This window comes from Arthrobacter globiformis NBRC 12137 (genome assembly GCF_000238915.1).
In the GTDB taxonomy this organism is placed as follows: domain Bacteria; phylum Actinomycetota; class Actinomycetes; order Actinomycetales; family Micrococcaceae; genus Arthrobacter; species Arthrobacter globiformis.
In genome coordinates, this window is sequence record NZ_BAEG01000012.1 from 38,402 (window position 1) to 65,380 (window position 26,979).

The following is a 26,979-nucleotide window of genomic DNA, read 5'->3' on the forward strand; positions in this document are numbered from 1 at the left end:
ACGTTTCGCCCTCCACGCCAAACGTTACCGCCAGCTGTCGGCTGCGGCATCCCGATGTGGGATGCCGCAGGAGACAATTCCGCGGCGGAACATTGGGGCAACTGCCACTCTGAGCATGAGGATAATGTGTAGTTTCGAGCAGAATTTATCCGGCTAGCCGGTGCGTAACCAAGGGGACATCCATTGGCAAGTGAGCCTAGTCCATTGTTCAACCCAGAACGTCAGGCGTTGAACGATCAGCTCCTAGACGTGAGTCCACGGCTGGCCGGGCTTTACCGGCGTCTTATTCGCCTCGTTGACGAAGACCCGCAAGCCGATGAATCTTTGGCTCGTGCCTCATTGATCGGCCACTGTGTTCGGGAGCTTATGAATCGTCTCCCGGACGTTCTTGCGGATGTTCCGGATATGCTCGACCCAGTATCGCCAAAATCGTCGCAATTGCTCAAACAGCTGCAGGTGCTAGCCGAGAAGCATTCCGATGTCCTGACAAAGGTCACAGACCTGACGACTGCCGTTTCAGGGGAGCGCATCGAACTAATTCCGATCCCACGCCCGCTCTACGAATCCTTGCGACGAATAATCCATGCCGTAGAACAGGAGACTGGACGTGCCCAAGAGCGTGATGCCGTAGTTGTGGCTCGAGCCAGAACTGCTAGGGGGCCAGCTTACGAAAGGTGGCGCGCCGCGCGGAAGTTTTTTATGGACTTCACCCACCTCGACAATCACGTTGGCCAAGACGAACGGACCATACCGACCAACGAGCAGATCCTGGAGCACCTCGAAGCTATCGAGGCAACACTTGCGATTCGGTTGACTAAGTTTTTCGATAACCGTCGGCTTCTTGATGATTTACTGGCCGAGGCAAACCGACCCGCTGGTGATCAAGAACATGGCGAGTCGGTTCGGTACGTATCCCCGGAAAGGACAGTGGTCCGCAACCTACTGACTAGAATTGGCTCCCTCCCTCTAAGGCGTGTTTTCTACCGCGGTCTGCAAAATCCCCTATGGGTAACTCCTTTGGCAGATGAAGGTGCCTTCAGGAACCCGCCGGAGCCACGAATGGACAACGAAGGCAACGTCCGTGAGGAGCCGTGGCCGGAAATGGACTTCCTGGTCCGCATGGCGCAAGCAGTTCCTCGAGAGGTTGTAGATGTTGGACTCACGCTCGCTGTCAGCAAGAACTCTTGGGTGAGACGAGGACTAGTCGAGATTGCTGCCACAGTTCCGGCCGAGGTCGCAGTAAGCCTGGCTGTTGCCTTTCGCCAGTGGGGTCACAACAACTTCGGCTGGCGCACTGACCCTCGCCATTTGGTCACGATGACCGAGAAGCTCCTGATAGACGGCCAGCACAAGCTGGGCATGAAGTTCGCCACGGCGCTCTTCCAGCCCAAGAAGTTGAAGGCTCTCACAGCGGAGGCTTCGGACTGTGGGGTTGGCCTTGAAGACTACTGGTACGAGGAATCGCTGCCTAGGATTGCTGAGGCTCTCGGCGACAGACGCCTTGGAACCCTCGTCCTTTGGCTCGAGGCATACGAAAAAGTCACTGGTAAATTCGACGACGAAACCGGTACCGACTTCAGTTACATAGGGCGCGCGGAGATCGGGGCTCGGCAAGCAGGCCCACCTGGGGTCGAAACGGCGTTGATTGATGCCATACGCAATGCCGCAATGAGGCAAATGGCGGTTGCCCCAACGCAAACGGTGGCAGCCCTCATGCGCAGCAAGCTGTCATTGGTGAACCGCATCTGCTTGTTTGTTACTGCCGAAGCCCTCAGAAACGCTGAACCAGGTTCGAGGGAAACGCTTGTCTCCGCGGTGCACCCTCTTATCGACAGGCCAGAGTTCGGGCTGCCGGAGTTCCGGATCGAGTTCGCGGCTTTCCTCAGGGCCACAGCAGCAGCACTCGGTCCCGAAAAGCTACTGCCGTTAGTGGTGACACTCGAGCGCGGTCCGCTGGGCTCTCTCGAGCGGTTAAAGGAGCGACTTGCTGTTCAGCTGGACGACAGCCTTGACATAGACACAGAGGCGAAATCCTACACTGCTCGTTGGCGTCATCGCCTTCTATCGACCGTAGGCAAGGACGCACTACCAGCGACATTGGGCGAGCAACTTCAGGATCTAGACCAGCAGTTCGGTGTGATTGAGAATCCGTGCTCTCCCGATTTCGCCATGACCTCTTGGAGCGGGCCGGAAAGCGTTTTGGGTCAAAATGACATAGCCGCCATGGCCGCCCAAGACCTCCTGCGCCACCTCGAAACGTGGCACCCGGATCCGCAGCAATGGCATGGTCCCTCGCACGAGGGTCAAGGGCGCGAACTTACGGCCGTGGTCACGGACCGGGCGGATCTTTTCGATGGACTCACCAACGACATTCTCTCTCTTAGGCCAACATACCTACGGGCAGTCCTTCGGGGGTGGGAGAACGCATGCGCTGCTGGACACGAGCTACCTTGGCCCCAGGTTGTGGCGATAATTCAGCGAACAGTGGAGCTACCTGATAGGTTGCCATTCCAACCAGAAGGACGCGAATTCGACGACGACCGAGACTACTCGGCGGCCAAAGATGCTGCAGTCCGCCTGACCGTAACGATGCTTCAGAAGCGCGCAGGCCACTCGGTGCCCCCGCTTTCGGATGTGATGATCCTTGCTCCTACGATCCTGAGCATGGCCGGTGATCAGCAACTTCGAACCGATTACTTGACGACTGCCACTGGCGACATGGACGCTTTCACGCTCTCGGTGAACCGGACACTTCCCCGGGCCGTTCGGGCACTGGTGGCCCTGACAGGCTGGAATGGCTTCAATGCCGAGGACGGTCCTGTCATCAAGTCTCTTGACGAGCTCCTCGGACGCGACGATCCACATGGTGCGGTCGCAGCCGTCTTTGGAGAATCGGTAGCAGTCCTGTTCACCCACGCGCAGCCTTGGCTACTGGCAAACGCTTCGCGGATCTTCGGAGGAGACGGTGGCCAGACCTCCCGTCATCAGGTTGCCCTCTCAACAGCGCTCGCCACTCATAATTTCCATCCGAAGTTACTAGAGGTGCTGCGCGGACCAATTGCTGCGGCCCTCATGCGAGGGCAACCCCTTGCAGTCGGATGGGCCAACAGCCGAAGTCCTGAACGACTTATCGGTGATTGGATCGTCCATGCTTACATCGTTGGGGGAATAGGCAAAGACGACGAGCTCATGCACCTGTTCTTTGAACAGGCCAGCGTGGATCTTCGGGGTGATGTGCTGGGGCACATTGGCTGGCAGCTCATGGAAGCCGATTCTGTTGGAGCGGACATTCTGAAAAAGGCCGGTGATCTCTGGGATTGGCGTGCCGCCAAAGTGGAGGAGAAGCCCTCAACGGCAAAAGAATTGAAAGATTTCTTCTGGTACGTCAAAAGCGGCAAGTTTTCTGCCGGATGGTGGGTCCCCCGGCTCAACCAGGCTCTCGTCCTGTCTCCCAGACCCGACATCGGTGGCTTGATCCATGAGCAGCTCGCCGAAGCCTCAAAGCAGTATCCGGGACCTGTTCTCTGCATTGTTCGGACTCTTGTTGCCGGCGCAGTCGAAAGTCGCGGAGACCAATACATGCTGATCGAGCACGCAGTCCCACAGATTATTGCCTCTGCCCTCAGCAGCGTTGACCCCGAGATCGGCGCGGAAGCCACCGCCTTTATGCACGAGCTTGGCGAACGGGGCTACATCGACTTGGACGCGTCGGTCGCTGTGCTGCGGCAACACTAAGATGCTCCCGCCGGTCCGGCCAGCTCCCCAAGGCATCAGCGGATTGGAGATCTGGCAATACCTGCCGTGGATGTCCACGACGGCTGGATCAGCCATGAACCGATTCTACCGACGACCCGAAGACCCGGCGCCAATTGGTGTCAGCCGCCTGCCCGCGCCACCCGAAAGGGTCTCCCCTTGGCGAGTTCCTTGTTTCGCCGGGGGAGGATCGTGGACGTCAATGACGGCGCGGTTCATCGGGCTTCCTGTCGGATGCATCTGATTGCCGGGACGCCGCATCCTGCCAACAAGAGACCATGGCTCATGCACTTGGCTTACAGTGACGGCGGGACGAACGGGCCGAGATGTGCAGATATTTCACGGGGATGGTAGGGCGAAGCACGGAGGAGGAATTGTCCGCGTCCATTAGGGCGAGCAGAAGACGCGCAGCCGGCCACCCACCTGGGAGACTGCACTCCAGGCAGTCTGTAGGAGGGAGTAGATCTGTATGAGTTGGGGTGTTGGATTTTCGACGGCGGCGCGCAGCGCTGACTCGCTCATCGCCGCTCCGAGTACGAGCCAGACCTCCCGGTCCGCATTGGGGTTTGTAATGACTGAACGTGCGTGCGACCACATCTCCTGGCCATTGCTGAAGCGTCCAACCCGAAGTCTCTTGGCCACATGTTGGCTCCCCTTCATCGTCAACGTCCAATCCTGCCCCCAGTAGCCAACCTGAGGGACGTCGGCATTGATCGGTTGCAGCCAGAGGAGATTTTTCACTGCCTGAGAAACGATCTCATGCAAGGCAGATGCCGAGAGCTTGGATCCCTTGCCGGCCTTCGCATGTAGGAATGCGATCCGATCCGGCTGGACGGCGATGAAGTCCGCTATCTCGGCGCCCAAATCCGCGCATAGCAGCATGTCAAGGTTAGGAAAGTACTTTGTCATTTCTGGGCTTGTTCCGATCGGAGCTCTCGTCGCGAGTTGATCAATAAGGCCGAAAACCGAGTCGGCGTCCCAATTGCCGTCGCTTCGAGGACGTCCTTTTTCACTGCTTGCGGAAGCTAGCGGGTCAACAGCAGTGAGAACGTCGAGCAGCCAGAACCGCTTGGTGTCTTGGTCGGGACGCATTGGTTGTACGAAGCTCCCGTTTGCATACATGAAGCCTTGCTCGGCCGGGACAACGCGAAGCAGTTGTTCTGCATTAATGACCCTGGTCAGCTCCCGCTGTGGGGCAGAACGATCTCTGAAGTCCATCTGGGCGAGCTTCGGACAGCTGAACTCGTAGCGCCCGCGGTCTTCTTGCCAGGCGACGCGGGCGGTGAACGTCTCGCCGTTGACCTCAAGTGTTGTCTGCCCGTTGATCACGTCGTTCGCGTAGTCGTCGAGGCGCAGCTGCTCGGATGAGCCGCCCTCCAGTTGGCGTTCGAAGCGCTCCACGTCGACGTCAAGCAGGATGTGGGTGGGCGACTTGTCCGACGGGTCGTCTGATGAACGGGCATAGCGATGGAACGTAGAAGTAGGTTGGTGAGCGTCGTCCTCGAGTGTCAACGACAGTTCGTCAATCCATGCCGCGTATTCAGCAAAGGTCCGCTCCGCGCTGCGGCTGTCACGAACACGCGATCGACTGAGGCCGAGGTAGCGGCGGAACTTTTTGCCGTCGCTTCTCACCTGAGGATACCCCTCGGCCACCGAGCAGATGTAGGCATAGTCGGTCAGATCTGGCGCTAGGTCACCGATGGCGGCCGCCCGGATAGTCTTGGCCCGAATCGACCGCTTGCTCAGGTCGGTGTTATCCATAGAGACAGTCGTGAGGAGGGAATCACCGGCCAGCAGCCGCGACAGCCGCATCGGCGTCTCGCGGCTGAAGGCATCCGTCATTAGCATTGGTGTGCGGCCCTCGGTATCGAACACGAAGACATGCGCGTCCTTGACGCGAAGGACTGTGAAGCCGAACGTCGCCTCTATGAAAAGCCCCGTGCGGAGGAACATCGAGTTGCTTACGTCGATAAACGGCAGGACTATGGTGCGGTCGTCGGGGTATTGCCACCTCAGGACCTCTCGATCTTCGGCCTGCCATTCCTCCGAAACTCGTTCGGCGATCTCATCAAGGTTCATCACGGAAGCAGAGCGAAAAACCCTGGTGGCTAACGGGTAAGAAAAGTGCTTCCACGCGTCGTCCGCTTCAAGATCAAGCAACGAGCGAAACTTGCCACCGTAGTAGACACTGGACGGCTGAGCGGAGAGCAGGTCCTTTGCGAGACTTGGAGTGGTGGCGGCTGCCTCGCCGGCCTTCTCGTCGAAGGTTTCGTAGTTCCTCCACACCGCCTCGACGTCAAATCCGTCTCGTGCGACTACCCAGGCCGCGCTGTCGTCAGGGTCTTTTGTAGGATTTCTGAGTACTCGACCGATCTGTTGGATCGTACTCCGGTCCGTACCAAGGCGATCGTAGAAGGCGAGGATGCGGAATCTAGGGTCGTCTACGCCCTCAACGAGTTTGAATTGATGAACCCAATAGTCTGCCTCCGATTTGTCTGGGTTGGGAACGGATCGCAGAAGCCCGACGTTCTCGTCCGTTTCGAATTTTTCATGAATGCCTATGGCCTGGCGTCCCGCCTTCCGCAGGGCAGCAACGATGTCGCGGATGCTCTCGGCGTTGCCGCAGCGGATGATCACCCTCGTGTCCGGATGAGTCGCGATCTTCTCTCTTACGAACTCGACTAGCTCGCTTACGAAAATGTCGGAGGTGGATGCGGGCAAGGTTCGAAAGTGGGGAGATCTTAGGAAGCCCTCGCTGGCCGCCTTTTGATGCGAGTAACGGAACCGGTGAGAGGGATGGACATTGAAGAATTTCTGATCGTTCCGGTAGGGCGTGGCTGTCAGGAGAATCGTTGGACACCCGAGAGATCTGATGGCCGTAGACCACCGCGGCGCTGGCTCGTAGTGGCCCTCATCAACGAAGACTGCTTTAATATCCGCAAACAACTCCGCCATTCGGACTTCGTCCCGGTCGCATTCTTCGTAGATCTTCAGAAGCTTCGCGGTTGTGGCTACGAAGACGGTTGGCTCCTCGACGTCTGCCAACTTGCTGATTTGCTTTGTTGTAGGCAACTCCAAGATGACCGGGAAGCTGTCAGAACGATGTGCGTTGAGCCGTTCCCAAACCCGGTACTCAAGATCTCGTTTCAGCTGCCCCAGGATTCCTCGCCACGGTGCAACGACGAGGAAGTGCTTACCGGAACGACCTGTGCCAGCAGATGCATTCTCGATCGCCGCAGCGACAACCGCCGTCTTCCCAGTCCCAGTCGGCATAGTGATCAGTGCAGATTGGCCGCTCGCTTGCTCTTGGTTGAGATATTCGTCGATCACTTCGAGGGCCGCCGTTTGATGCGGCCAAAGACTGGAAGAGAGGGCTTTCGAGCTGGTCACGGGCCACCCAGCACAGACGGTTCTTGCATGTATCCAACCTAGGGCCCGTGGAGCCAAATCCCCGGAAATTCGGGCGGGTCGGCCCTTAACGCCGGCGGACGATCAACATCGGCACATCGGCTCGGCGCAGCACCGCCCTGGCGAGTCAGCGGGTGTTTCGGGAAACGGGACGCCTATGCTCAGCTCATGACTGACCTGCTCACGGTCGGGGGCCTCCAGACCTCGGTCGACCACGCGTACGAACTTGCTCGATGCTACTTGACCGAACCCGGCTGGTCTTACCCTGCCTACGACGGCTACCCGGGCACGCCTGATTCTCGTGAGGTCGGACACCAGGACCTTCCAGCGGTCGGACTCCTGAATGCCGGGCAACAACCGCTTCAGACCTATTACGGGTTCCTGAACCTATTGCACGTTATGAACAACAGGCTGACCCATAGGGACATCAAGGGAACGCTTGACGAAGCTTCCCCAGAGACTCTGGCGGCTATCACGAACCTTTATGCCACTCACATGGATGATCCGCAACCGCAGGTGCAGTTGACGAAGCTGACGAAGGTGCTGCATCGCAAGCGGCCAGGTCTTCTTCCGTTGTTCGACCTGTATGTGCTGCGTGCCTATAGCTACCGGGGCGAGACCCCCCGGGTTGCTCCGCCGCCCCCGGGCAAACGCCCAGGGAGAACTTGGGTGTCTGCCTGGCTGCAGGAGGTCCAGGCTGACTTGGTTGGCGGAATGGATCACTGGGAAGCCATCGCAGCGATGGCACCCGGACCCGCTATCACTCCACTGCGGGCGATGGATATGGTCACCTGGCGTCTAATCCACGAGAAGGTTGTTCGGGCGCCCAAGAAGGGACGAAATTAGCTTCCAACAACGCTGCCACTAAGACGATTGGCTAGGTACACGCGATTGCTGCACACCCCCGGGAGGTGCTGGGCTGGTGGCATGCGTCGCCGAGTCGGGTACCCGACCGGTACCCGCTTTTGCGATATTCCCACTCGACGGTAGCAAGGGACGATGAAACTAGTGGGCAGGCGCTGCTCTAGCGCAGTGTTGATGGATACAGTCGTGCACCGTGGACGCGACACGTTTATGACACGCTTTAAACGGGAACTGCAGGGAACGTGCGGGGTACTATTCCGACATCAATAGTTGCAAAATTGCTGGTCAGGACCGTTTCAGGCCACCGCCGGGAACACCCGGGATACCTCAGTTTGTAAAGCGGGGGTCGTCGGTTCGAATCCGACAGGGGGCTCACAAAAAACCGCTCTAACACTGTGAAGTAGTCCAGTGTCGGAGCGGTTTTCTTTTCGCCTCGACGACCAACCCCTCGGAATATCCTCCAGCGATGCTCAGCTGTCTTCAGGACCCATAAAGCTATTGCATTAATCATACAATGATGTATCTTTAAGTTGTGACTCGGAACACACCCGTTCCCGGGCGCCGCCCCTTACGGCTCTACCAGCCAGCGAAACCCGCCCGGGGGCCAGAGATCACCTCATATATCCCCAACCCGCCAGGAGTGACGACGATGTCATCCATGAAGAACCCAACCGCCCAACGGGGCCCGGCCTCGGCAGCCAGCAAACGGCGCTTCCTGATCAGAATGGTCACCGTGCTGATCGGCGGCATGGTCCTGGACGGCTATGTCCTCGGCATCATCGGACCGGTGTCGGGGCGGATGGCCGAGGACCTGCAGCTCGATGCGTTCTGGCAAGGTCTGATCGCCGCGGCTGCTCTGATCGGCATCCTGATCGGATCACCGCTCGGCGGCCTGGCCGCTGACAGGTGGGGCCGTAAGCCGATTTTCATGTTCGATATCGGTCTGTTCGCCATCGCGTCGGGAATGCAGTTTTTCGTTGACTCACCGGTGTGGCTCATCGTGGTGCGGTTGCTGATGGGCATCGCGATCGGCACCGAATACGCGGTCGGCTGGCCGCTGATGGCCGAGTTCTCACCCACCCACCTGCGGGGAAAGCTGATGGCCGCCATCGGCATCGCCTGGTACGGCGGCTTCATGATCGCGTTCCTGATCGGCCACCTGCTCAATGAATACACCGATCTGAGCTGGCACTTCATCCTGGGTACAAGCACGTTCATCGCCGTGGCCATTTTCCTCGCCCGGCTCGGCATGCCGGAATCCCCTCGGTGGCTCTGGAGCGTGGGCCGCAAGGATGAGGCGCGAGCCCTCGCCGCGAGGTACATGCCCGATGACGCGCTCGACGACGTCCAGCACGAGGACGTCCGCAAGGGCAGCTTCGGGATGCTGTTCTCCAGGGAGTACTGGCGGTCCACGCTGTTCATCTCGGCGTTCTGGTTCTGCGCCGTGACACCGTACTTCGCCATCGCCACCTTCGCCGACAGCGTGTTGGAACAGTACGGCCTCGCCGGTGGACTCGCCGGTGGAGTCGGGCTCTCCGCCGTTGCCCTGGCCGGGGTCGTCGTCACGTTCCTGCTGATCGAGAAGATCGGCCGCCGCACGCTGACCGTTCCGCCGCAGTGGCTGTGCGCCGTCGTCCTCGCGATCATCGGCCTGTGGGCCGGCGCGCGGGCGCTTGTTGTGCTCATCCTCTTCCTGGTCTTCTCGTTCTTCAATGCGGGTTACAACACGCTGACGAACGTTTACCCGGGAGAGGTCCTCCCGACCGAGATCCGGGGAATCGGAACCGGCTTCGCGGCCGCTGTCAGCCGCGTCGGCGCGGGCATCGGCATCTTCCTCCTGCCAATGTCGATGGAGTCCCTCGGGGCCGGCCCGACCATGCTGATCGCAGCCGGAGTCGCCCTCCTCGGTGCCGGGCTCTCGCAGTGGCTGGCTCCGGAGACGAAGGGCAAGACGCTCACGGAAGCGGCCGCAGGGTACGCGCACTAACGACGGCGCTGCCCGTACTTGACGGCTTCGCCTGTGGCCGTCCATCAATAGCTCAACGAAGTCGGCGCCGGACAGGCTCGCGAGGAGTTTTTGTCCAGTTGTCGCGGCTTCCGAGCGCTTTAGAGTCCAACAGCCGTACTAAAGCTCGGGGGAGTTGATGGAAGTACGAGGTCGGCCGGTCACCTTGTGAGGTGACCGGCCGACGTCGTTTTGGCGAGGTCGGTCGACCTGCCGGAGGCCCGTGGACTCTGGTTCGCAGCAACACTCCCGTGCGACTCCATTAAAGCTATTGCATTAATCATACAATGATGTATCTTTAATTTGTGACTAGGGGCACACACCGCTCCCGGGACGCACATGCCAACTACGGCTACAACAACCGGCGAAACCCGCCTGTGCGCTGCCAAGGAAGAAGCGTTCAGGCTTTTGCCACCACATACCTTCCCCACCGGCGGATGTCTTCTGGACCGGCAGCCCCGGCACCCTGGATCCCCTGAGTAAGAAAGTTCAAAATCATGAAAGATGTAGTCATCGTCGGCGCTGGACTCGCTGGCCTGTCGGCAGCATGGCGGCTTCGGCACTGGGACACCGTTGTTCTGGAGTCGGAGAACCGCGTCGGCGGACGGATCCGCTCGGAGCGCCGGGGTGCCTATTGGTTGAACTGGGGCGGGCACGTCTTTGCCGGCGCAGGATCTTCCACTGATGCCCTGCTCAACGAGGTCGGCGTGACTGCCGTCAACATCCCGGGATCGCTCCAGGCGTTGTCAATGAACGGGAAGTTCATCCGCAAGGGGCACATCGCCACGTATCCGTTCCGGATCCCGATGTCCCTGTCGTCCCGCATCGACACGCTGCGGGCCGGCCTGAAGGTTGTCAGCGGCGTCGCCAAGTACACGGGCGTTGTCCGGAAGCGTGCGGGGGAGTCCGGCGCGATGCGGCAGCAGCGCATCTACGACTTCGAGAACGACAGCTCGTTCCAGGACTTCATCGGAAACCTGTCCGAGGACGCGGCCGCGCTGTTCAAGACCACTGTCACCCGCTCGGCCGGTGACATGAACGAGATCTCCGCCGGCGCCGGCATCGGATACTTCAGCCTGGTGCTGGGTATCGGCCAGGGCCTCAGCCAGGGCATCGTCGGCGGCCCGTCAACCCTGACCGAATCGGTCGCAGCCTCGCTCGGCGACCGCGTCCAGCTCGGCGCCACCGTGCAGGAGGTCGTTCACAAGAAGGAATCCGTCGTCGTCCGCTACAGCCAGGGCGGAGCCGACCACGAAGTTGAGGCCCGCACCGTTGTCCTCGCCACCACGGCTGACGTCACGCACAAGGTCGGCGTGGACCTGCCGGAGAACCTGCGCGGTGCGCTCAGCCAGATCAAGTACGGCCCGCACGTCAGCACCGCCTTCCTGACCAACGAGACCTCGGCGCGGCCGTGGGACGACATCTACGCCATCGCCGCGCCGAAGCGGTCATTCGCGATCGCCCTGAACCAGGCGAGCATCGTCCGAGGCACCGAATCCGTACGCAAACCCGGCGGCAGCTTCATGACCTTCTCACCGGCCAGCCTCGGTAAGGCCCTCCTGGACAAGAGTGACGAGGAAGTCATCAAGACCCACCTCACCGACCTCGACCAGGTCCTCGGCCACGGGTTCGCCGACAGCGTGGTCGAGGCCAAGACCGACCGCTGGAAGGTAGCGTCCCCCTACTGCTTCCCCGGCCGGGCCAAGCTCCAGTCCACCCTCATGCGCGGGACCGACCGCGTATTCCTGGCTGGCGATTACCTCGGAACCCTCTACACCGAGAGCTCCATCACCACGGGCTTCTCGGCAGCGCAGGAGGCCGCCAGCCTGCTGGCCACGCACCGCCAGGCCCCGCCGCAGTCCGGCCTCTCGATCGTCGCCTAACAACGACCACTGCCAAAACCCAACCCACGTTTTCCATCCGTACTAAAACCCCCGTACTTAAGAAGAGGAACATTCATGTCCAACGAACTCCGCGGTGTCCTGACCGCACTGTCCACCCCGTTCAACCAGGACGAGACCCTCGACGTCGAGACCCTGCGGCGCATCGTTGACCGCTCCATCGACGCCGGTGTCGACGGCGTTGTGGCTGCCGGTTCAACGGGCGAGGTCGGCGCCCTGTCCTCCGAGGAGCGGCTGCTGCTCATCACCACGGTCATCGACCAGGCGAACGGCCGCGTCCCGGTCATCGCCAACACCGGCGCTACTTCGACGGCCGAGGCTATCCGGCTGTCGCAGGCGGCAGAGAAGGCCGGCGCTGACGTGCTCATGCTGATCACGCCGTACTACGAGCCGCTGTCCCTTGAGGAAACGGTCACCTACATCAAGGACGTCGCCCGGTCCGTCACCATCCCGGTCATGCTCTACAACATCCCGGCCGTCACCGGCGTCAACCTGGACCCGGCCACGGTCCGTGCACTGGCCGAAGAAGTGGACAACATCAAGTACATCAAGGACTCCAGCGCGAACTGGGAACAGGCGCTGCAGCTGATCCACCACCACTCTGACGTCATTGGCACCTTCATCGGCTGGGACGTCTACCTCTACAGCGCCCTTGCCGAGGGTGCAGCGGGCGTGATGGCCGGCACCGCCAACGTCGTCCCCAACGAAATCGTCGCCGTCAGCCGCCTCATCGCCGAAGGCGACCTCACCGGCGCCCGTGCACTGTGGAACGACCTGTACCCGGTCATCGACGCCCTCCTCTCCGTGCCGTTCATCCCGGCAGTCAAAGCCGGCCTGTCCCTGCAGGGCCTTCCGGCCGGCGCACCCCGTCGCCCGACGGCCGACCTCAACGCCGAAGACCTGGCCCGCGTTGAGCAGGCTCTCTCTGCCCTCAAGCAGACGGTGGGATAAGGCATGGGTGATTTCGAGGAGCTCCTGTCGGGTGTTTCCGACGCGATCTGGGCACCCATGGCCTATGTCGTGCTCGGGCTCGGCGTCGCCTACTCGGTTGCCACCAAGGGCGTGCAGTTCAGGAGAATCCCCGACATGCTGCGCCAGCTCCGGGAGGAAAGCGGCAGCGACGGGGGCCTGTCATCGTTCCAGGCCCTCGTCCTCGCCCTCGCCAGCCGGGTCGGCGTTGGCAGCATCGCCGGTGTGGCGACTGCTGTCAGCGCCGGCGGGCCGGGCGCCCTCGTCTGGATGGCCGTCACGGGGCTGGTCGGCTGCACCGTCGGCTACGCGGAGGCGACCCTGTCCCAGACGTTCAAACGCCAGGTCCAGGACGAGGACCGCCGCAACGCCAACGAGGACATCGGCGGCATGCCGTACTACATCAAGTACGGCCTGAAGCTGCCCAAGGTGGGGGCGCTCGTCGCGGTGCTGGGTGTCATCGGTTACGGGTTCGTCTTCCCGGGCCTGCAGGTCAACACCATCGCGGCCAGCGCCAAACTGGCTTTCGGCCTGGACAGCTGGATCCCCGCCGTGTTCGTAACTGTGCTGATAGCGCTGGTCATCTTTGGCGGCACCACCCGCCTGGTGAAGGTCACCCAGGCACTGGTCCCGGTGCTCGCCATCGGCTACCTGCTCCTGGCACTGGCCGTCATCGGCATCAATATCGGCAGCGTTCCGGCCGCAGTGGCCCTGATCTTCCAGTCCGCGGTGGGCATCCACCCCGTCCTTGGCGGCATTGCCGGTGCTGCTGTGGCCTGGGGCGTCCGCCGGGCAGTCTTCGCCTCCTCCAACGGTCTCGGTGAAGCAACGTTCGCCGCCGCGGCAGCGCGCACCTCACACCCGGGCAAGCAGGGCCTGGTCCAGACCTTCAGCATCTACATCGACGTGCTGCTGATCTGCATGGCCACCGGCCTGATGATGGTCGTTTCCGGCAAGTACAACGTCTCGGACGGTTCCGGCGGTTACCTCATCAACAACATGCCGGGCGTGCCGGTCGGCGCCAACTGGGTCCAGGAAGCCATCGACACGCTGGTCCCGGGCTGGGGGGCCGGGTTCATTGCAGTCGCCGTGCTGCTCTTCGGCTTCACCTGCCTGCTGGCCTACTTCTATGTCGCGAACTCCAACCTCCTCTACCTGCTGGACGGGAAGAGCGGGCATGGGTGGAAGACCGTACTGAAGGTCGGCACCATGGCCATCGTGTTCTTCGGATCCGTGGTGAACGCGCAGCTGGTCTGGGCGGCCGGCGACATCGGGCTTGGCCTGATCGCCTGGGTCAACCTCATCTGCCTGGTCTTCCTGTTCCCGCTGGTCCGGAAGATCTACCGCGACTACGAACGCCAGCGGAAGCTGGGCCTGAACCCCACCTTCGATCCCAAGGCACTGGGCATCGAAGGAGCCGAGTTCTGGGAACACGAGACCGAAAAGTCGCCCGCCGCCGTCCGGTAGGCACATCCCTTAGCTAAGACAGGACTGAAGGAAAAACCATGACCACGACAGAATCAGCATTGTTCACCGTCCGCAGGACCGGAGACGCCCCGGTGCCGTCCCTTCCGCCTTTCGGCCAGTTCATCGGCGGGGCGTTCGTCGGCCCCGTGTCGGACTCCACCGCCGATGTGGTGAATCCGGCCACGGAGGAGACCATCATGCAGGTTCCCTCCGGATCGGTTGAGGACGCCGACGCCGCGGTCGCGGCCGCCGTCGCGGCCAAGGCGGAGTGGGCAGCGAAGACTCCCAAGGACAGGTCCGCCGTCCTGCTTCGCATCGCGGACATCATTGAGGACAACCGCGAACTGCTCGAAACCCTCGAAGCTGCCAACACCGGCAAGCCCGCTGCTGTGGCCGAGGACGACATCTCGAGTGCGATTGACACCTTCAGGTTCTCGGCCGGTGCTGCGCGTGCCTTCACCACGCTCGGTGCGGACGACTATGCAGAGAACCACACCTCGGTGGTCTTCCGCGAGCCCGTAGGCGTGGTCGGTGTGATCACGCCCTGGAACTACCCGCTGCTGATGGCCGCATGGAAGATTGCCCCGATCCTGGCCGCCGGCAACACCCTGGTGCTCAAGCCGTCGGAGCAGACCCCGCTGACCACCCTCAAGCTGGCCGAACTCATCGCCAACGACGTTCCCGCCGGTGTCCTGAACATCGTCACCGGCTCCGGCCGTGTGGTGGGCAACCGGATTTCCGAACACCCTGACGTCGACCTCGTCGCGATCACCGGAAGCGTCGGCAGCGGCCAGAAGGTCGCCGAAAGCGCCGCCGCCACCGTCAAGCGGGTGCACCTGGAACTGGGAGGCAAGGCACCCGTCGTCGTGTTCGAGGACGCCGACCTGGAAGCGGCCGCCAAGGGCGTACGCTCCGCCGGGTTCTGGAACGGCGGGCAGGAATGCGGTTCGGCGTGCCGCGTCCTGGTCCACGAGTCCGTCGCGGAGAAGTTCACGGAGCTGCTGGTACGGGAAGTGAGTGAGATTTCGGTCGGCGCTCCCGGTGCGGGTGACGACGTCGAGATGGGGTCCATGATCTCCAGGGCCCACTACGAACGTGTCCTGGCTGCACTGGAGGACATCCGCAAGGACGGCCTGACCATCGCCGTCGGCGGCAACGCGCTGGAGGGGCCGGGCTACTTCATCGAACCCACCGTGGTCACCGACGTGCCCGCCGGTGCCCCGGTCGCCAGCACGGAGATCTTCGGCCCGGTGGTGTCGGTGGAGACCTTCAGCACCGACGAGGAGGCCATCACCCGGTCCAACGAAACCGTCTACGGGCTTGCCGCCTCGGTGTGGACCACGAACTCCGCCCGCTCGCTGTCCGTTCCCCGCCGGCTCGACTTCGGCACCGTCTGGGTCAATTCGCACCTGGTCATCGCCAACGAATGCCCTGGGCGGCTTCAAGGGCTCCGGCTACGGCCGTGACCTCTCCATCTATGCCCTGGAGGACTTCTCCCGCACGAAGCACGTCATGTACAACCGCGGCTGAGACCAGTCTCGGGCGCAACCGGAAAGGGAAGATGCACTGTGAACAGCAGCCGCACGGCGAAGTGGTTATCACTCGCCCAGGGGGACGTTATTACCTTCAGCCGCCGAGGGCTGACTCTTTGGGGCGGTGTCATCGATGACCGCACTGAAGACGGTCACATCATCTGGGTGACCGACGAGGTCGGCACCCGCCGGCTGGTCCATTCCCAGGACGAATATGACTTCGCCGTCACTGGCAACGTCTATTTCCAGCGGGATTCCCGGGTCATTGATCCACGTGCCGGTGAAGCCCTGACCTGCTGAGCCTCAGGGCCGCAAACCCCTCCGCCCCGGCGCCTCGCCGGGACGGAGGGGTTTCCGTCGTGTGGGCTACGCTGCGGTCAGTCCGCGTCGATCTCTTCCAGCAGGTCCTTGGCAGCCTTGCGGATGTCGTCGTGGTCGTACTGTGCCGCCCGGCTCTCCAGCGAAATGATGGCGCAGCGGTGGACCTTCTTGAGGTCCCCGAATGGGAAGCTCACGCTGCTCTTGGTGCCTTCGGACTTCTCGCGGTCAATGCCGAGGTGCCACTTCGAGAACTCGTCGAAGCCGTGCTTATCGATGAAGGAATTCTCGTCGCCCGCTGAGGGAGCGTGTTCGCTCCAGTCATCACGGACGTCCCGCTCCACCTTCCCGTTCTTAAGGAGACTGCGTGCATGCTCCAACGCCTTGCGGTTCAGTTTCGTAGCCATGGGGTGCCTCCGCCTGCTGGGTGGTCAGATCCGAGAACAGATCAAGGCTAAGACCGACGACGGCGCCCCGCCAGTCCCCGCGGTAGGGCCAGGTCCCGTTGGCCCCGGACCTGGCAGTAGGGCCAATGCGGTTTAACTGCCCGGAGACGCGGCCGAAACGTGTCCACAACACTGGCCGCATAGCTTTGCGCCATGACCATCACAAAGTCGCTTACCCGGATGCGCGCGGCGCTCGCGGACGCCCTGCTCTTGCCGCCGGTTCCTGCCACTGCCGAGCAGGCCAACGACGCCCTCCAGGAGGTCACACGATGGGCGTGGCTGCCTGCGCTCAGCGGGGTCGCCGTCGGGGGTGACCACGCGCTCAGGATGCACGGAAATACCGCCGGCCAGCCCACGAAACAGGCGGAAAAGACCATTTAGTGTCGCGTTGGCCACACTATTCTTGACGTTGCCGCTTTATGACCTAAACTGCTTCACTGAGGTGCCTGAATGGCGCTGTGCAGCAACGAAAGTGAACAACGCTATGGCTACCGATTACGACGCCCCACGCAAGACAGAAGAAGAGTCTCCCTCCGAATCGCTGGAGGCACTCCAGGCGTCCCGCGGCGGCGGTGCCCAGACCGCCGTTATCGACGTCGACGAGAACGACACCGCCGAGGGAATCGACCTTCCGGGCGCCGATCTTTCCAACGAGGAACTGACGGTCATCGTCGTCCCCGAGCAGTCCGACGAGTTCACCTGCGGCTCCTGCTTCCTGGTCCGCCACCGGTCCCAGGTAGCCAAGGAAAAGAACGGCTTGAAGTACTGCCACGACTGCGAAGGCTAAACAGCCACTCCGCGCATATTCCGCTTTGCAGCCAGGCAGCCTTCATAGCCAGGCAGCCGCCAAAGCAAAGCCACGCGAGGCGCCGGCTCCCCATGGGGAGGCCGGCGCCTCGCTTTTCATGCCCTCACAGATTTTTTGCGTCCGCACAGCCTTTTTGGGACCGCACAAGCGCCGTTATCTGCGGTAACGGAAGCGTGGAGAAAGGGCCACGAACGCCTCTCGAACCCCACAAAAGCACGCCCGGAATCACGGCCCCGTGACCCGTATTTTGCGATGTTAACGGTTGCGCCCCGAACCGGCCACATCCCTCGTATAGGGCCTTTGACGCTCCTACTCTGGAGCTATCCAATCACTCATCCGAAAGGGGTGGCCAAATGAAAAGAATTCCCGCCTGGCTCACAGTCATATTTCTGGCTGTTGGGCTGGGCCTGCTGGCTCCGGGCTCCGCCTCGGCAGCCTCCTACTGCGGGCAGGTGTGGGGCTCGCTGGCGAAGGCAGACAAGACCATGAGTACCGCAGCCGTCACCAACGTCCGCACAGGGCAGCACTACTGCTTCGACCGCCTCGTGATCGACCTCAAGGGCAAAGCCAAAGGCTACAACGTCCGCTACGTTTCCGAAGTGGCCCAGGAAGGGTCCGGCCTGCCGGTCAAGCTTCGTGGCGCGGCCTTCCTGCAACTGACCATCAACTCGCCGGCCTATGACAATGCCACCGGCAAAGCGACCTTCATTCCGGCCAACCGGTCCGAGGTGACCAACGTTTCCGGGTACCACACGTTCCGGCAGGTGGCGTGGGCAGGAAGCTTCGAGGGCTACACGACACTCGGCCTGGGCGTCCGTGCCCGGCTGCCATTCAAGGTGTACACGCTGGATGGCCCCGGGTCCGGTTCCCGGCTCGTCGTCGACGTCGCCCACTACTGGTGAGTCGCCTGCGGTAGGGGAGCAGGTGGGCTGACGGGACAAGGGGGTCCTGGAGACGCTGATTGGCTCCACGCCGATTTGCTCCAATGCAAGCGATGCCCCGCCTCCGGTCCGGGAGGCGGGGCATCGCCGCATTCGCAGGCGGTGTTATTCGGGCACCACCAGCGCAGGGGTGTCGCGGCGGATGGTGTCGCCCCGGAAATATCCGGGCCGCAGCCGCGCCATTACCAGCATGAAGAGGATCCCCAGGGCCAGGATCCCGACGCCGAGCACGAAGACGAGCCCTACCCCGAAGACCTGCGAACCGCTGCCAAACTCAGGCGCCCAGCTGTCGATGGCGGTCTGCAGGAAGACCACCGTCAGGCCGATGCCGCCCAGCAGCGGACACAGCAGCCGCAGCACGAAGTTGCGGACACTGCTGAAAACGCTCCCGCGGAAGTACCAGGCGCAGGCAAACGCTGTCAGCCCGTAGTAGAAACAGATCATCAGGCCGAGGGCCAGGATGGTGTCGTTGAGGACGTTCTCGCTTACCACGTGCATCACGGCGTAGAACCCGGCCGACAGCACGCCTGCGGCGACGGTGGCGAAGCCCGGCGTCGAAAATTTCCTGCTCATGTGGCTGAACTGCCGGGGCATGGCGCCGTAGTGGGCCATCGCGAGCAGGCTGCGCGATGGCGATGTGAACGTCGACTGCAGCGACGCCGCCGAACTGGACAGGACCGCGAGGGACATCAGGATGGCGAACGGGCCCATGACGGGGGAGGCCAGCGCGGTGAAGACGTTCGCGTGGTTCTCCTCGTTGTTGAGGCCGATCCCCGTGTCACCGACGCCGGCGAACATCATGGTGGCGATGGTCACCAGCAGGTAGATGCCCAGGACGACGACGGCGGTCAGGGTTCCGGCCAGGCCGGCGGTCTTCTTCCCGTTGGCCGTTTCCTCGTTGACGGTAAGGCACACGTCCCAGCCCCAGTAGACGAAGATGGACAGCGAGATGCCTGCGGCAACCTGGCCGAATGTCTCGATCTTTGTCACGTCGAACCAGTCCCAGCTGAAGGGGATGGCGGTGCTGGACGTGGACCAGTTGGCGAAGGCCATGGCCACGAAGAGGCCCAAAACCACCAGCTGGAAACCCACCAGGCCGTACTGGACAACCTTGGTGGTGTGCAGGCCGCGATAGCTGACCCACACGGCCAGCGCCACGAAGACGAAACACGTCAGCACGTTCAGCGGCTTGTTGGCGGCGAGGTCCGCCAGTTCCGGCGACCCGGTCAGCTGCGCCAGGAAGAGGTAGAAGAAGTCCACCGCCACCCCGGCGAGGTTGGACAGCACGATGATGTTGGCGGCCAGCAGGCCCCAGCCGCCCATCCAGCCAACCCACGGCCCGAACGCCTTGGTCACCCACGTGAACGTGGTGCCGCTGTCCGGAGAGTCAGCGTTCAGCTCCCGGTAGGCGAGCGACACGAGGATCATGGGGATGAAGCCGATGAGGAAGATCACCGGCAGCTGGAGCCCCGCCTCGTTTACCGTGGGACCCAGCGCGCTGGTCAGCGTGTAGGCCGGCGCGATGGTCGAGATACCCAGGACGACGACGGCCAGGAGGCCCAGCTGCCCGCCCTTGAGGCCCTTCCCGGTGATGCCGTGCGTTGCTTCGCCAGCCGGGGGAGTGCTCTTCCCTCCGGGCTGGATGCTCGTGGTTTGGCTCATGACTTGCCCTTTCTAGACTGCAGCGGGCTGCTGCTGGGTGATGCAGTGAATGCCCCCGCCGCGGGCGAAGAGTTCGCGGGCATCGATGCCCACCACCTTGCGCCCGGGATACGCATCCGCGAGGATGCGGAGCGCCTTCTCGTCATTGGGGTCGGCGAACGTGCAGGCGATGACGCCGCCGTTGACCACCACATGGTTGATGTAGCTGTAGTCCACGAAGCCCTCCGGATCCGTCAGCGCAACGGGCGCCGGGACTTCGACGATGGACCATTCCCGGCCCGCAGCATCTGTAGTGGAGGACAGGAAACTGATGATTTCGCGGCTGACCTCATAGTCCGGGTGGGCGGGGTTCTGCTGGGAATGGACCAGCAGGGTGCCCGGGGACGGGATGGCGGCAACGATATCGACGTGCCCGCGCGTCCCGAACCGCTGTGAGTCGCGGGTAAGGCCGCGGGGCAGCCAGATCACCTTCGTGGCGCCAATGGTCCCGGCCAGTTCGGCCTCGACGTCGGCCTTGCTGAGACCGGGGTTGCGGCCCGGATCCAGCTGCACCGTTTCGGTGACCAGCACCGTGCCCTCGCCGTCCACCTGGATTCCGCCGCCCTCGTTGACCAGTTCGGACACGAGGTGCCGAGCGCTGGACCGTCCGGCCACCTCGGCGGCGACCAGCGCGTCCTTGTCCCAGCTGGCCCAGTCCTGGGCACCCCAGCCGTTGAAGACCCAGTCGACGGCGCCCAGGGCGTCTTTTCCGTCCAGGACAAACGTCGGGCCGATGTCGCGCATCCAGGCGTCGTTGAGTTCCGCTGTCAGCACCTCGACGGCGGGGGACAGATAGCGTGCGGCTGTCCCGACGTCGGACGGGTCCACCACCATGGTGACCGGTTCAAACTCGACGGCGGCGTTCGCGACGGCGGCCCAGACGGAACGGGCGGCGTGCGCCGCCTCAGCGGTGTCGCCGAGGGTGTAGCCGCCGGTGGGAAAGGCCATCCAGAGCCGCTCCTGGCGCGCCGTCTCGGCCGGCATCCGCCACGCGCTCACGCGTTTGCCCCGGCGGTTGCGGAGCCGCTGGTTGAGCTTGCCGAAAGCAGGTCCGGCGTGCCGAACGGCTCCTTGGGACGGACCGGTTCTGTGAGCCGTGCGTAGGTGTCGGGGCGGCGGGTGGACAGGAACGGGAACAGCGTCAGCCAGTCCCTGCGCTGGTCCAGGTCGAGGTCGGCCACGAGGACTGCCGACTCGTCGCGGGGCGCCTGGACCAGGATGCGGCCGTAGGGGTCCGAAATGAAGGAAGAGCCGTAGAAGTTCAGACTGCCCTCCTGGCCCCAGCGGTTCGGGACCACCATGAACAGGCCGTTGGCGATGCCGTTGCCCACGATGACCTGCTGCCAGAGCGGCTGGGTGTCAAAGTCCGGGAACAGCGGCTCGGAACCGATCGCCGTCGGGTACACCAGCAGTTCGGCGCCCCCGAGGGAGTACATGCGGGCCAGCTCGGGGAACCATTCGTCCCAGCAGGTGGGCATCCCCAGCCGGGCGCCGCCGAGTTCAGCCGGGGCATGGACCTGGTAGGCGTCCCCCGCTGCGGGACCCTGGCGGAAGAACTTGTCCTCGTAGTATCCGGCGGTCACCGGGATGTGCAGCTTGTGGGTGGCGGCCAGTAGCTCGCCGGCCGGGGACACGAGGATGGAGGTGTTCAGGCCCAGGCCGTCGTCCGAGCCGTCCGGGTTGCCGGCGCGCTGGTAGAGCGAGGCATGGACGGTGATGCCGTTCCGGCGGGCGGCCTCGGCGGCAAAGCGGAACGTGGGGCCGGTCAGCAGGTCCTCGGCGGTGTCGGAGGGGCGCAGCCGGTCCTGGCCCTGCCGTGCAAGGTCATTCTCCGGAACCTGGTCTGCGGGGTAGCGGGAGAGGGTGAGCTCGGGCAAGAACACCACGGTGGCGCCCAGCCGGGCCGCCCGGTCGATGCCGTCGTTGAGTTCCGCACGGAGTGCGGCGGCGCTGCTGTGCCAGCGGTGCTGCACAACGCCCGCCCTCAAGGCGGGGCGGCCGGACGGCGCTGTCCGGGCGAGGGAGGCAGGCGCGTTGAGGCAGGTTACTTCGATCATGATGATGATTACTCCAGTGAGACGACCGTCACTAAATGAATGACGTTCATTTAGTATGCACGTGCAGCGCGGGTGTGGCAAGGGCTATTTGAATGCTGATCATTTACGACCCGCAAAGTAGTAAGTAAGCTGATCGTGAAATTGGCGCCTCGGCGCTCCCGGTCCCTGGGCCGCTGATGTAGCGTCGAAACCACTGGACCAATCGAGGAGGATTCATGAAGGCTTCACCGACACTGACCAACAACATGCAGGCCGTCCTGACGGACCTGATCGAACTGCACATCCAGGGCAAGCAGGCGCACTGGAACATCGTTGGAACCAACTTCAGGGATCTGCACCTTCAGCTCGACGAGATCGTCGACGCCGCCCGGGCCTTTGCCGACGACATCGCGGAGCGCATGCGTGCCCTGCACGCCCTGCCGGACGGTCGCAGCACGACTGTTGCGAAGTCGACCCACCTTCCCCCGTTCCCCGACGGGCTCATCAACACCAAGGATGCGATCGACCGCATCGTGGCAGCGCTCGAAGCGGCCGTAGGCACCATGCGCAAGGTCCATGACGAGGTGGATGAGGAGGACCCCACCACTGCAGACCTGCTGCATACGTTCATCGAAAAGCTCGAGCAGTACGCGTGGATGGTTGGCGCCGAGAACATGAAGGCGTCGGCCAACGTCACGCACCCTGACAGCAAGTAGCCGGCCGGCGGGACAAGCCAAGAGCCGATTGCAGCGGGCAGCCCCGGAGTAATTCTCCGGGGCTGCCCGTTTCTGTGCCGGCTACTTCGCGGGCGGGATGCGGCGAAGTACGACGGCGGCGAGCACCGAGGCTCCTGCCATCAGTACCAGCGCGATCGCCGCGGTGATGTGGACGCCGGAATCGAAGGCGGCCCGGGCGGCCGCCGTGAGCCCCTCGGCCAGCGGAGCCGGCAGCGACCCGGCGAGCTCCATGGCACCGGCCAGGGTCTCCCTGGCCTGGTCCGCCGACTCTGCCGGGACTGCGTGGGCAACGGTCTCCGGGAGGGCGAGATGCTGCTGGTATGACGCGGTCAGGATGGACCCCAGGAGGGCTGTCCCGAGGAGTGAGCCCACTTCGTAGCCGGTCTCCGATATGGCCGCCGCTGCGCCGGATTTTTCCGCCGGCACGGCGCCCAGTATCAGATCGTTCGAGATGGTCTCGGCAGAACCCACGCCCAGCGCCAGGACGAGGAGGGCGACCAGCAGTGCGGTGGGCCCGGCGTCGTGATCCCCGAACGCCACGATGCAGTAGCCGGCGGCGCTCAGCGCCAGTCCGGCGGCCACCACAAAGCCCGGCCGGACCTTCCGGACCAGCGGAACCACGAGCAATCCCGCCACCACGGTGGCCGTCAGGGCCGGCAGCATGGCGGTGCCCGACTCTGACGGTGACATGCCTTCGAGCAGCTGCAGGTGCTGGGCCAGAAACAGGATGAAGCCGTTGTAGGAGAACAGCGCCAGGATGTTTGCCGTGATCGCTGTGCTGAACACGCGGTTCCTGAACAGTGACATATCCAGCAGTGGGGACATGTCCAGGAGCGGGGACGCGAGGGCGTGCTGGCGGCGGACAAACAGGAGTCCCATGGCCAGGCCAAACGCCAGAACCCCGAACGGCGTCACGCCGGGTCCATGGGTGGCCAGTTCCTTGATGCCGTAGACCACCGGCACCATGGCCAGCATCGACAGCACCACGCTGGCCACGTCCACGCGGCCGGGATTCGGATCCTTGGATTCCGGAATGAGGAAGCGACCCAGCACCAGTGGCGGCAGCATGATGGGCACGGCCACGAGCAGGACGGCGCCCCACCAGAAGTGCTCCACCAGCCAGCCGCCAAAGATCGGTCCCAGCGCTGCGCCGCCGGAGAACCCCGCAGCCCAGATGGCCACGGCCAGCCTCCGCCTGCCCGGCTCCCGGAAGATGTTGCGGATCAGTGACAGCGTGGACGGCATGAGCATGGCGCCGAAGAATCCGAGAGCCGCGCGGCCGGCAATGAGCCATTCGGCACTCGGGGCGAAGGCGGACGCCGCGGAGACCACAGCGAAGCCGGAAATGCCGACCAGCAGCAGCCGGCGGCGCCCGATCCTGTCGCCGAGGCTGCCCATGGCAACAAGGAGTCCGGCGAGGACCAGGGCGTATGCATCCACCACCCACAAAAGCTGTACGCCCGAGGGGTCGAGGCTGCGGGCGATTGCGGGAAGGGCGAACGTCAGCGCAGTGTTGTCCACGGCCACCAGGAGGACCGGGAACATGAGCAGGGCCAGGGCGAACCAGTCGCGCGCGCCACCGCGGGCCTGCTCTGCGGACGTGTTCTCCGGGCGAAGGGTTGAGTGCAGGGTCATGAAGTAACTATACCGTCCAGACGGTATAGTTATAAACCCGGCGTCGGAACCGGGCATGATGGGAGCCATGCCCAGAAAACCGGTCGCCCGCGGCGCAGTGCTCGATGCTTTTGAATCCCTCCTGATCGAGGTGGGGGAGCGCGCCGCCACCCTTGATGCCGTGGCAGCCCGCGCCGGCGTGTCCAAGGGCGGGCTCCTGTACCACTTTCCGAACAAGGAAGCGCTGATCGGCGTCCTGCTGGACCGCCTCGACGAGTATGCGGAAGCGGATGCCCAAGCCATGGCTGCGGCTGCGGAGGGTGCGGCCGCCTACTTCATCAAATCGTCCGTCTGGGCGGACACTCCGCTGGACCGTGCCATCGTGGCCGCGACGAGGCTTGCCGAGGTGGCGCACGAGGAGACGCGGCGCCGGTTTGCCCACATCCAGCAGCGGTGGCTTGATGAGATCGCCCGCGACGTCGGGCCAGGCCTGGCCAAGGCCGTCCTGTATATGGGCGACGGCCTCTATTTCAACGCCATGCTGTCCATCGGGCCGGCCGCGTCGCCCGCCGAGACGGCGGCCGACGTCGAAAGCCTCCTGGCCGCACTTGTCCGGCTCAGGGGGTAGGCGGGCTTCCCGGGGTTGCCCGCCGTCGGGGGTGTGCCAGCCCACGCCGCCACAGTTTGCAGACGCGATCCCGGCGTAGGACAATAGCCTCTGTGACAGCTGTCACCGCTCAATTGAATAAGCCTTTGATCTGCGGCGGGAGAGTCCTGCAAGTAGGTACAAGCAGGCGCCGTAGGAGCAAAACCTCCCCAGGAATCTCTCAGGCCCATGTACCGCCGCGGCAAGGCAACTCTGGAAAGCAGCAGGCTGCCCGCTGGAAATGTTCCGCCTTCGCGCGAACAGTTCAGGGCACGCTGTGCTCACCGACGGTGCAAGCGGAGCTGTGCGAAAGCGCAGCATCGCGGAAACTCTCAGGTCCAATACAGAGCGGGGAGGAACCCGAATCATTGTGGCGTACCCTGCGTCGCCTTAGTTATGGAGTTCCTTTTGACCGTTAATTCAGCCTCCTCGTCCTTCGTCGACCGGCATATTGGCGCCCGCCGCCAGGCCGACGTCGAAGCCATGCTCAAGGCCGTCGGCTACGACACCGTCGACGCGCTGGTTGATACGGCAGTGCCCAACGACATCCGCCAGGATTCAGCGCTGCAGCTCGCGCCGGCCCTGAGCGAAGTGGAAGCACTCGCGGAACTCCGGAAGCTCGCGGCCAAGAACAAGACCGCCGTGCAGATGATCGGCCAGGGCTACTACGACACCGTGACGCCCCCGGTGATCCGCCGCAACGTCCTTGAGGCACCCGCCTGGTACACCGCGTACACCCCGTACCAGCCGGAGATCTCGCAGGGCCGGCTGGAAGCGCTGCTGAACTTCCAGACCATGGTCCAGGACCTGGTGGGCCTGCCCATCGCCAACGCCTCGCTGCTGGATGAAGCCACGGCCGTGGCCGAGGCCGTGCTGCTGATGCGCCGGGCCAACAAGAACAAGACCGCCCACGACGGCAAGACTGTCCTGGACGCGGACTGCCTGCCGCAGACGATTGCCATCGTCAAGGGCCGCGCCGAAGCCCTCGGTTTCGAGGTGGAGGTGGCGGACCTGTCCCAAGGCCTGCCCGACGGCGACATCAACGGCGTTGTCCTCCAGCAGCCTGGTGTCTCCGGCCGCGTCTTCGACCACAGTGAGGTCATCGCCGCCGCCAAGGAGCGCGGCGCCCTGGTCACGGTGGCCGCTGACCTGCTCGCCCTGACGCTCATCACGCCTCCTGGCGAGCAGGGCGCGGATATCGCCGTCGGCTCCGCCCAGCGCCTGGGCGTTCCGCTGTTCTTCGGCGGGCCGCACGCCGCCTACATGGCCGTGCAGAAGGGGCTGGAACGCTCCCTGCCCGGCCGCCTGGTGGGCGTCTCCAAGGACAACGCCGGCGTCCCCGCCTACCGCCTGGCGCTGCAGACCCGCGAGCAGCACATCCGCCGCGAGAAGGCCACGTCCAACATCTGCACGGCGCAGGCGCTGCTGGCCATCGTTGCCTCCATGTACGCCGTTTACCACGGACCGGAGGGCCTGAAGGCGATCGCCGAAACCGCCCACGGCCACGCCAGGACCCTGGCCGCATCACTCCAGGCCGCCGGCCTGGACGTCCTGCACACGAGCTTCTTCGACACCGTGACGGTTTCCGTCCCGGGCAAGGCCGGCGGCATCATCGCCGCCGCCGAGAAGAAGGGCATCAACCTCCGCAGCATCGATGCTGACACCGTTGGCATCTCCACCGATGAGACAACGACGCCGGCCATCGTGGCCGACCTCCTCGCCGCCTTCGGTGCCGGGGCAGCGGAGGCGACTGACGGCTTCGCCCTGGACGCCGCCGTCGAGCGTTCCTCCGCGTACCTGCAGCACCCGGTGTTCAACACGCACCGCTCGGAA

General features: G+C 63.4%; 19 protein-coding genes, 1 pseudogene and 1 riboswitch. Of the genes and pseudogenes, 14 read left to right on the forward strand and 6 right to left on the reverse strand.

What is annotated here, in order from left to right; all coding sequences use genetic code 11:
* The first annotated feature begins 204 nt into the window (after nucleotides 1-204).
* Nucleotides 205-3,735 carry a hypothetical protein gene (locus ARGLB_RS01985; RefSeq protein WP_139023220.1) on the forward strand — a complete coding sequence of 1,177 codons (3,531 nt, stop codon included), beginning with the start codon at nucleotides 205-207 and terminating at the stop codon, nucleotides 3,733-3,735.
* Nucleotides 3,736-4,140: 405 nt separating this feature from the next.
* Here the strand turns inward: ARGLB_RS01985 and ARGLB_RS01990 are convergent, their stop codons facing one another.
* On the reverse strand, nucleotides 4,141-7,143 hold the full coding sequence (locus ARGLB_RS01990; protein WP_175304941.1) for a DEAD/DEAH box helicase: 3,003 nt from the start codon (nucleotides 7,141-7,143) through the stop codon (nucleotides 4,141-4,143).
* Nucleotides 7,144-7,329: 186 nt separating this feature from the next.
* Between ARGLB_RS01990 and ARGLB_RS01995 the strand changes: the two genes are divergently transcribed.
* From ARGLB_RS01995 to ARGLB_RS02025, 7 genes are all read left to right on the forward strand, one after another.
* Complete coding sequence (locus ARGLB_RS01995) at nucleotides 7,330-8,007, forward strand: DUF6308 family protein (protein ID WP_003798315.1); 678 nt, start codon at nucleotides 7,330-7,332, stop codon at nucleotides 8,005-8,007.
* 676 nt (nucleotides 8,008-8,683) lie between these two features.
* Entirely contained in the window at nucleotides 8,684-10,012 is a 1,329-nt protein-coding gene (locus tag ARGLB_RS02000) for an MFS transporter (RefSeq protein WP_245531453.1), read from the forward strand.
* 515 nt (nucleotides 10,013-10,527) lie between these two features.
* The gene (locus ARGLB_RS02005; RefSeq protein WP_003798319.1) at nucleotides 10,528-11,913 is read left to right on the forward strand and encodes a protoporphyrinogen/coproporphyrinogen oxidase; all 1,386 of its coding nucleotides are present in this window, start codon (nucleotides 10,528-10,530) and stop codon (nucleotides 11,911-11,913) included.
* 75 nt (nucleotides 11,914-11,988) lie between these two features.
* Complete coding sequence (dapA, locus tag ARGLB_RS02010; protein ID WP_003798321.1) at nucleotides 11,989-12,882, forward strand: 4-hydroxy-tetrahydrodipicolinate synthase; 894 nt, start codon at nucleotides 11,989-11,991, stop codon at nucleotides 12,880-12,882.
* A gap of 3 nt (nucleotides 12,883-12,885) precedes the next feature.
* The gene (locus ARGLB_RS02015; RefSeq protein ID WP_003798323.1) at nucleotides 12,886-14,367 is read left to right on the forward strand and encodes an alanine/glycine:cation symporter family protein; all 1,482 of its coding nucleotides are present in this window, start codon (nucleotides 12,886-12,888) and stop codon (nucleotides 14,365-14,367) included.
* A 38-nt stretch (nucleotides 14,368-14,405) separates the two neighbouring features.
* Complete coding sequence (locus tag ARGLB_RS02020; protein ID WP_003798325.1) at nucleotides 14,406-15,833, forward strand: aldehyde dehydrogenase family protein; 1,428 nt, start codon at nucleotides 14,406-14,408, stop codon at nucleotides 15,831-15,833.
* A gap of 102 nt (nucleotides 15,834-15,935) precedes the next feature.
* Nucleotides 15,936-16,199: a hypothetical protein gene (locus ARGLB_RS02025; protein ID WP_003798327.1), complete on the forward strand. Its 264-nt coding sequence runs from the start codon at nucleotides 15,936-15,938 to the stop codon at nucleotides 16,197-16,199.
* 77 nt (nucleotides 16,200-16,276) lie between these two features.
* Here the strand turns inward: ARGLB_RS02025 and ARGLB_RS02030 are convergent, their stop codons facing one another.
* Nucleotides 16,277-16,624 carry a hypothetical protein gene (locus ARGLB_RS02030; RefSeq protein WP_003798329.1) on the reverse strand — a complete coding sequence of 116 codons (348 nt, stop codon included), beginning with the start codon at nucleotides 16,622-16,624 and terminating at the stop codon, nucleotides 16,277-16,279.
* Nucleotides 16,625-16,816: 192 nt separating this feature from the next.
* Between ARGLB_RS02030 and ARGLB_RS02035 the strand changes: the two genes are divergently transcribed.
* The 3 genes from ARGLB_RS02035 to ARGLB_RS02045 all read left to right on the forward strand — a co-directional run bounded on the left by ARGLB_RS02035 (nucleotide 16,817) and on the right by ARGLB_RS02045 (nucleotide 18,373).
* Nucleotides 16,817-17,044 (forward strand): hypothetical protein, encoded by a 228-nt coding sequence (locus ARGLB_RS02035; RefSeq protein WP_003798331.1) that lies wholly within the window; start codon nucleotides 16,817-16,819, stop codon nucleotides 17,042-17,044.
* Between the two features lie 103 nt (nucleotides 17,045-17,147).
* Nucleotides 17,148-17,450, forward strand: coding sequence for a DUF4193 domain-containing protein (locus tag ARGLB_RS02040; protein ID WP_003798333.1), 303 nt, complete (start codon nucleotides 17,148-17,150; stop codon nucleotides 17,448-17,450).
* Between the two features lie 374 nt (nucleotides 17,451-17,824).
* Nucleotides 17,825-18,373: an AMIN-like domain-containing (lipo)protein gene (locus ARGLB_RS02045; protein WP_003798335.1), complete on the forward strand. Its 549-nt coding sequence runs from the start codon at nucleotides 17,825-17,827 to the stop codon at nucleotides 18,371-18,373.
* 144 nt (nucleotides 18,374-18,517) lie between these two features.
* Here the strand turns inward: ARGLB_RS02045 and ARGLB_RS02050 are convergent, their stop codons facing one another.
* Genes ARGLB_RS02050 through ARGLB_RS02060 form a run of 3 tightly spaced genes read right to left on the reverse strand, consistent with a single transcriptional unit; the run spans nucleotide 18,518 to nucleotide 22,170 of the window.
* On the reverse strand, nucleotides 18,518-20,074 hold the full coding sequence (locus ARGLB_RS02050) for an APC family permease (RefSeq protein ID WP_003798337.1): 1,557 nt from the start codon (nucleotides 20,072-20,074) through the stop codon (nucleotides 18,518-18,520).
* Nucleotides 20,075-20,086: 12 nt separating this feature from the next.
* Nucleotides 20,087-21,112: an agmatine deiminase family protein gene (locus tag ARGLB_RS02055; protein ID WP_043417700.1), complete on the reverse strand. Its 1,026-nt coding sequence runs from the start codon at nucleotides 21,110-21,112 to the stop codon at nucleotides 20,087-20,089.
* Nucleotides 21,109-22,170 (reverse strand): nitrilase-related carbon-nitrogen hydrolase, encoded by a 1,062-nt coding sequence (locus ARGLB_RS02060; protein ID WP_003798340.1) that lies wholly within the window; start codon nucleotides 22,168-22,170, stop codon nucleotides 21,109-21,111. The genes ARGLB_RS02055 and ARGLB_RS02060 overlap by 4 nt, the downstream gene beginning before the upstream one ends.
* A gap of 215 nt (nucleotides 22,171-22,385) precedes the next feature.
* Between ARGLB_RS02060 and ARGLB_RS02065 the strand changes: the two genes are divergently transcribed.
* Complete coding sequence (locus tag ARGLB_RS02065) at nucleotides 22,386-22,865, forward strand: Dps family protein (RefSeq protein ID WP_003798344.1); 480 nt, start codon at nucleotides 22,386-22,388, stop codon at nucleotides 22,863-22,865.
* Nucleotides 22,866-22,946: 81 nt separating this feature from the next.
* Here ARGLB_RS02065 and ARGLB_RS02070 read toward each other — a convergent pair whose 3' ends face one another.
* Nucleotides 22,947-24,578: an MFS transporter gene (locus ARGLB_RS02070; RefSeq protein ID WP_139023221.1), complete on the reverse strand. Its 1,632-nt coding sequence runs from the start codon at nucleotides 24,576-24,578 to the stop codon at nucleotides 22,947-22,949.
* 10 nt (nucleotides 24,579-24,588) lie between these two features.
* On the opposite strand from ARGLB_RS02070, the gene ARGLB_RS02075 reads away from it, so the two are divergent.
* The gene (locus ARGLB_RS02075) at nucleotides 24,589-25,128 is read left to right on the forward strand and encodes a TetR/AcrR family transcriptional regulator (RefSeq protein WP_043417713.1); all 540 of its coding nucleotides are present in this window, start codon (nucleotides 24,589-24,591) and stop codon (nucleotides 25,126-25,128) included.
* A 126-nt stretch (nucleotides 25,129-25,254) separates the two neighbouring features.
* Nucleotides 25,255-25,353: riboswitch (glycine riboswitch) on the forward strand.
* Between the two features lie 189 nt (nucleotides 25,354-25,542).
* Nucleotides 25,543-26,979 (forward strand): annotated as a pseudogene (locus ARGLB_RS02080) (glycine dehydrogenase); the annotation flags it as partial.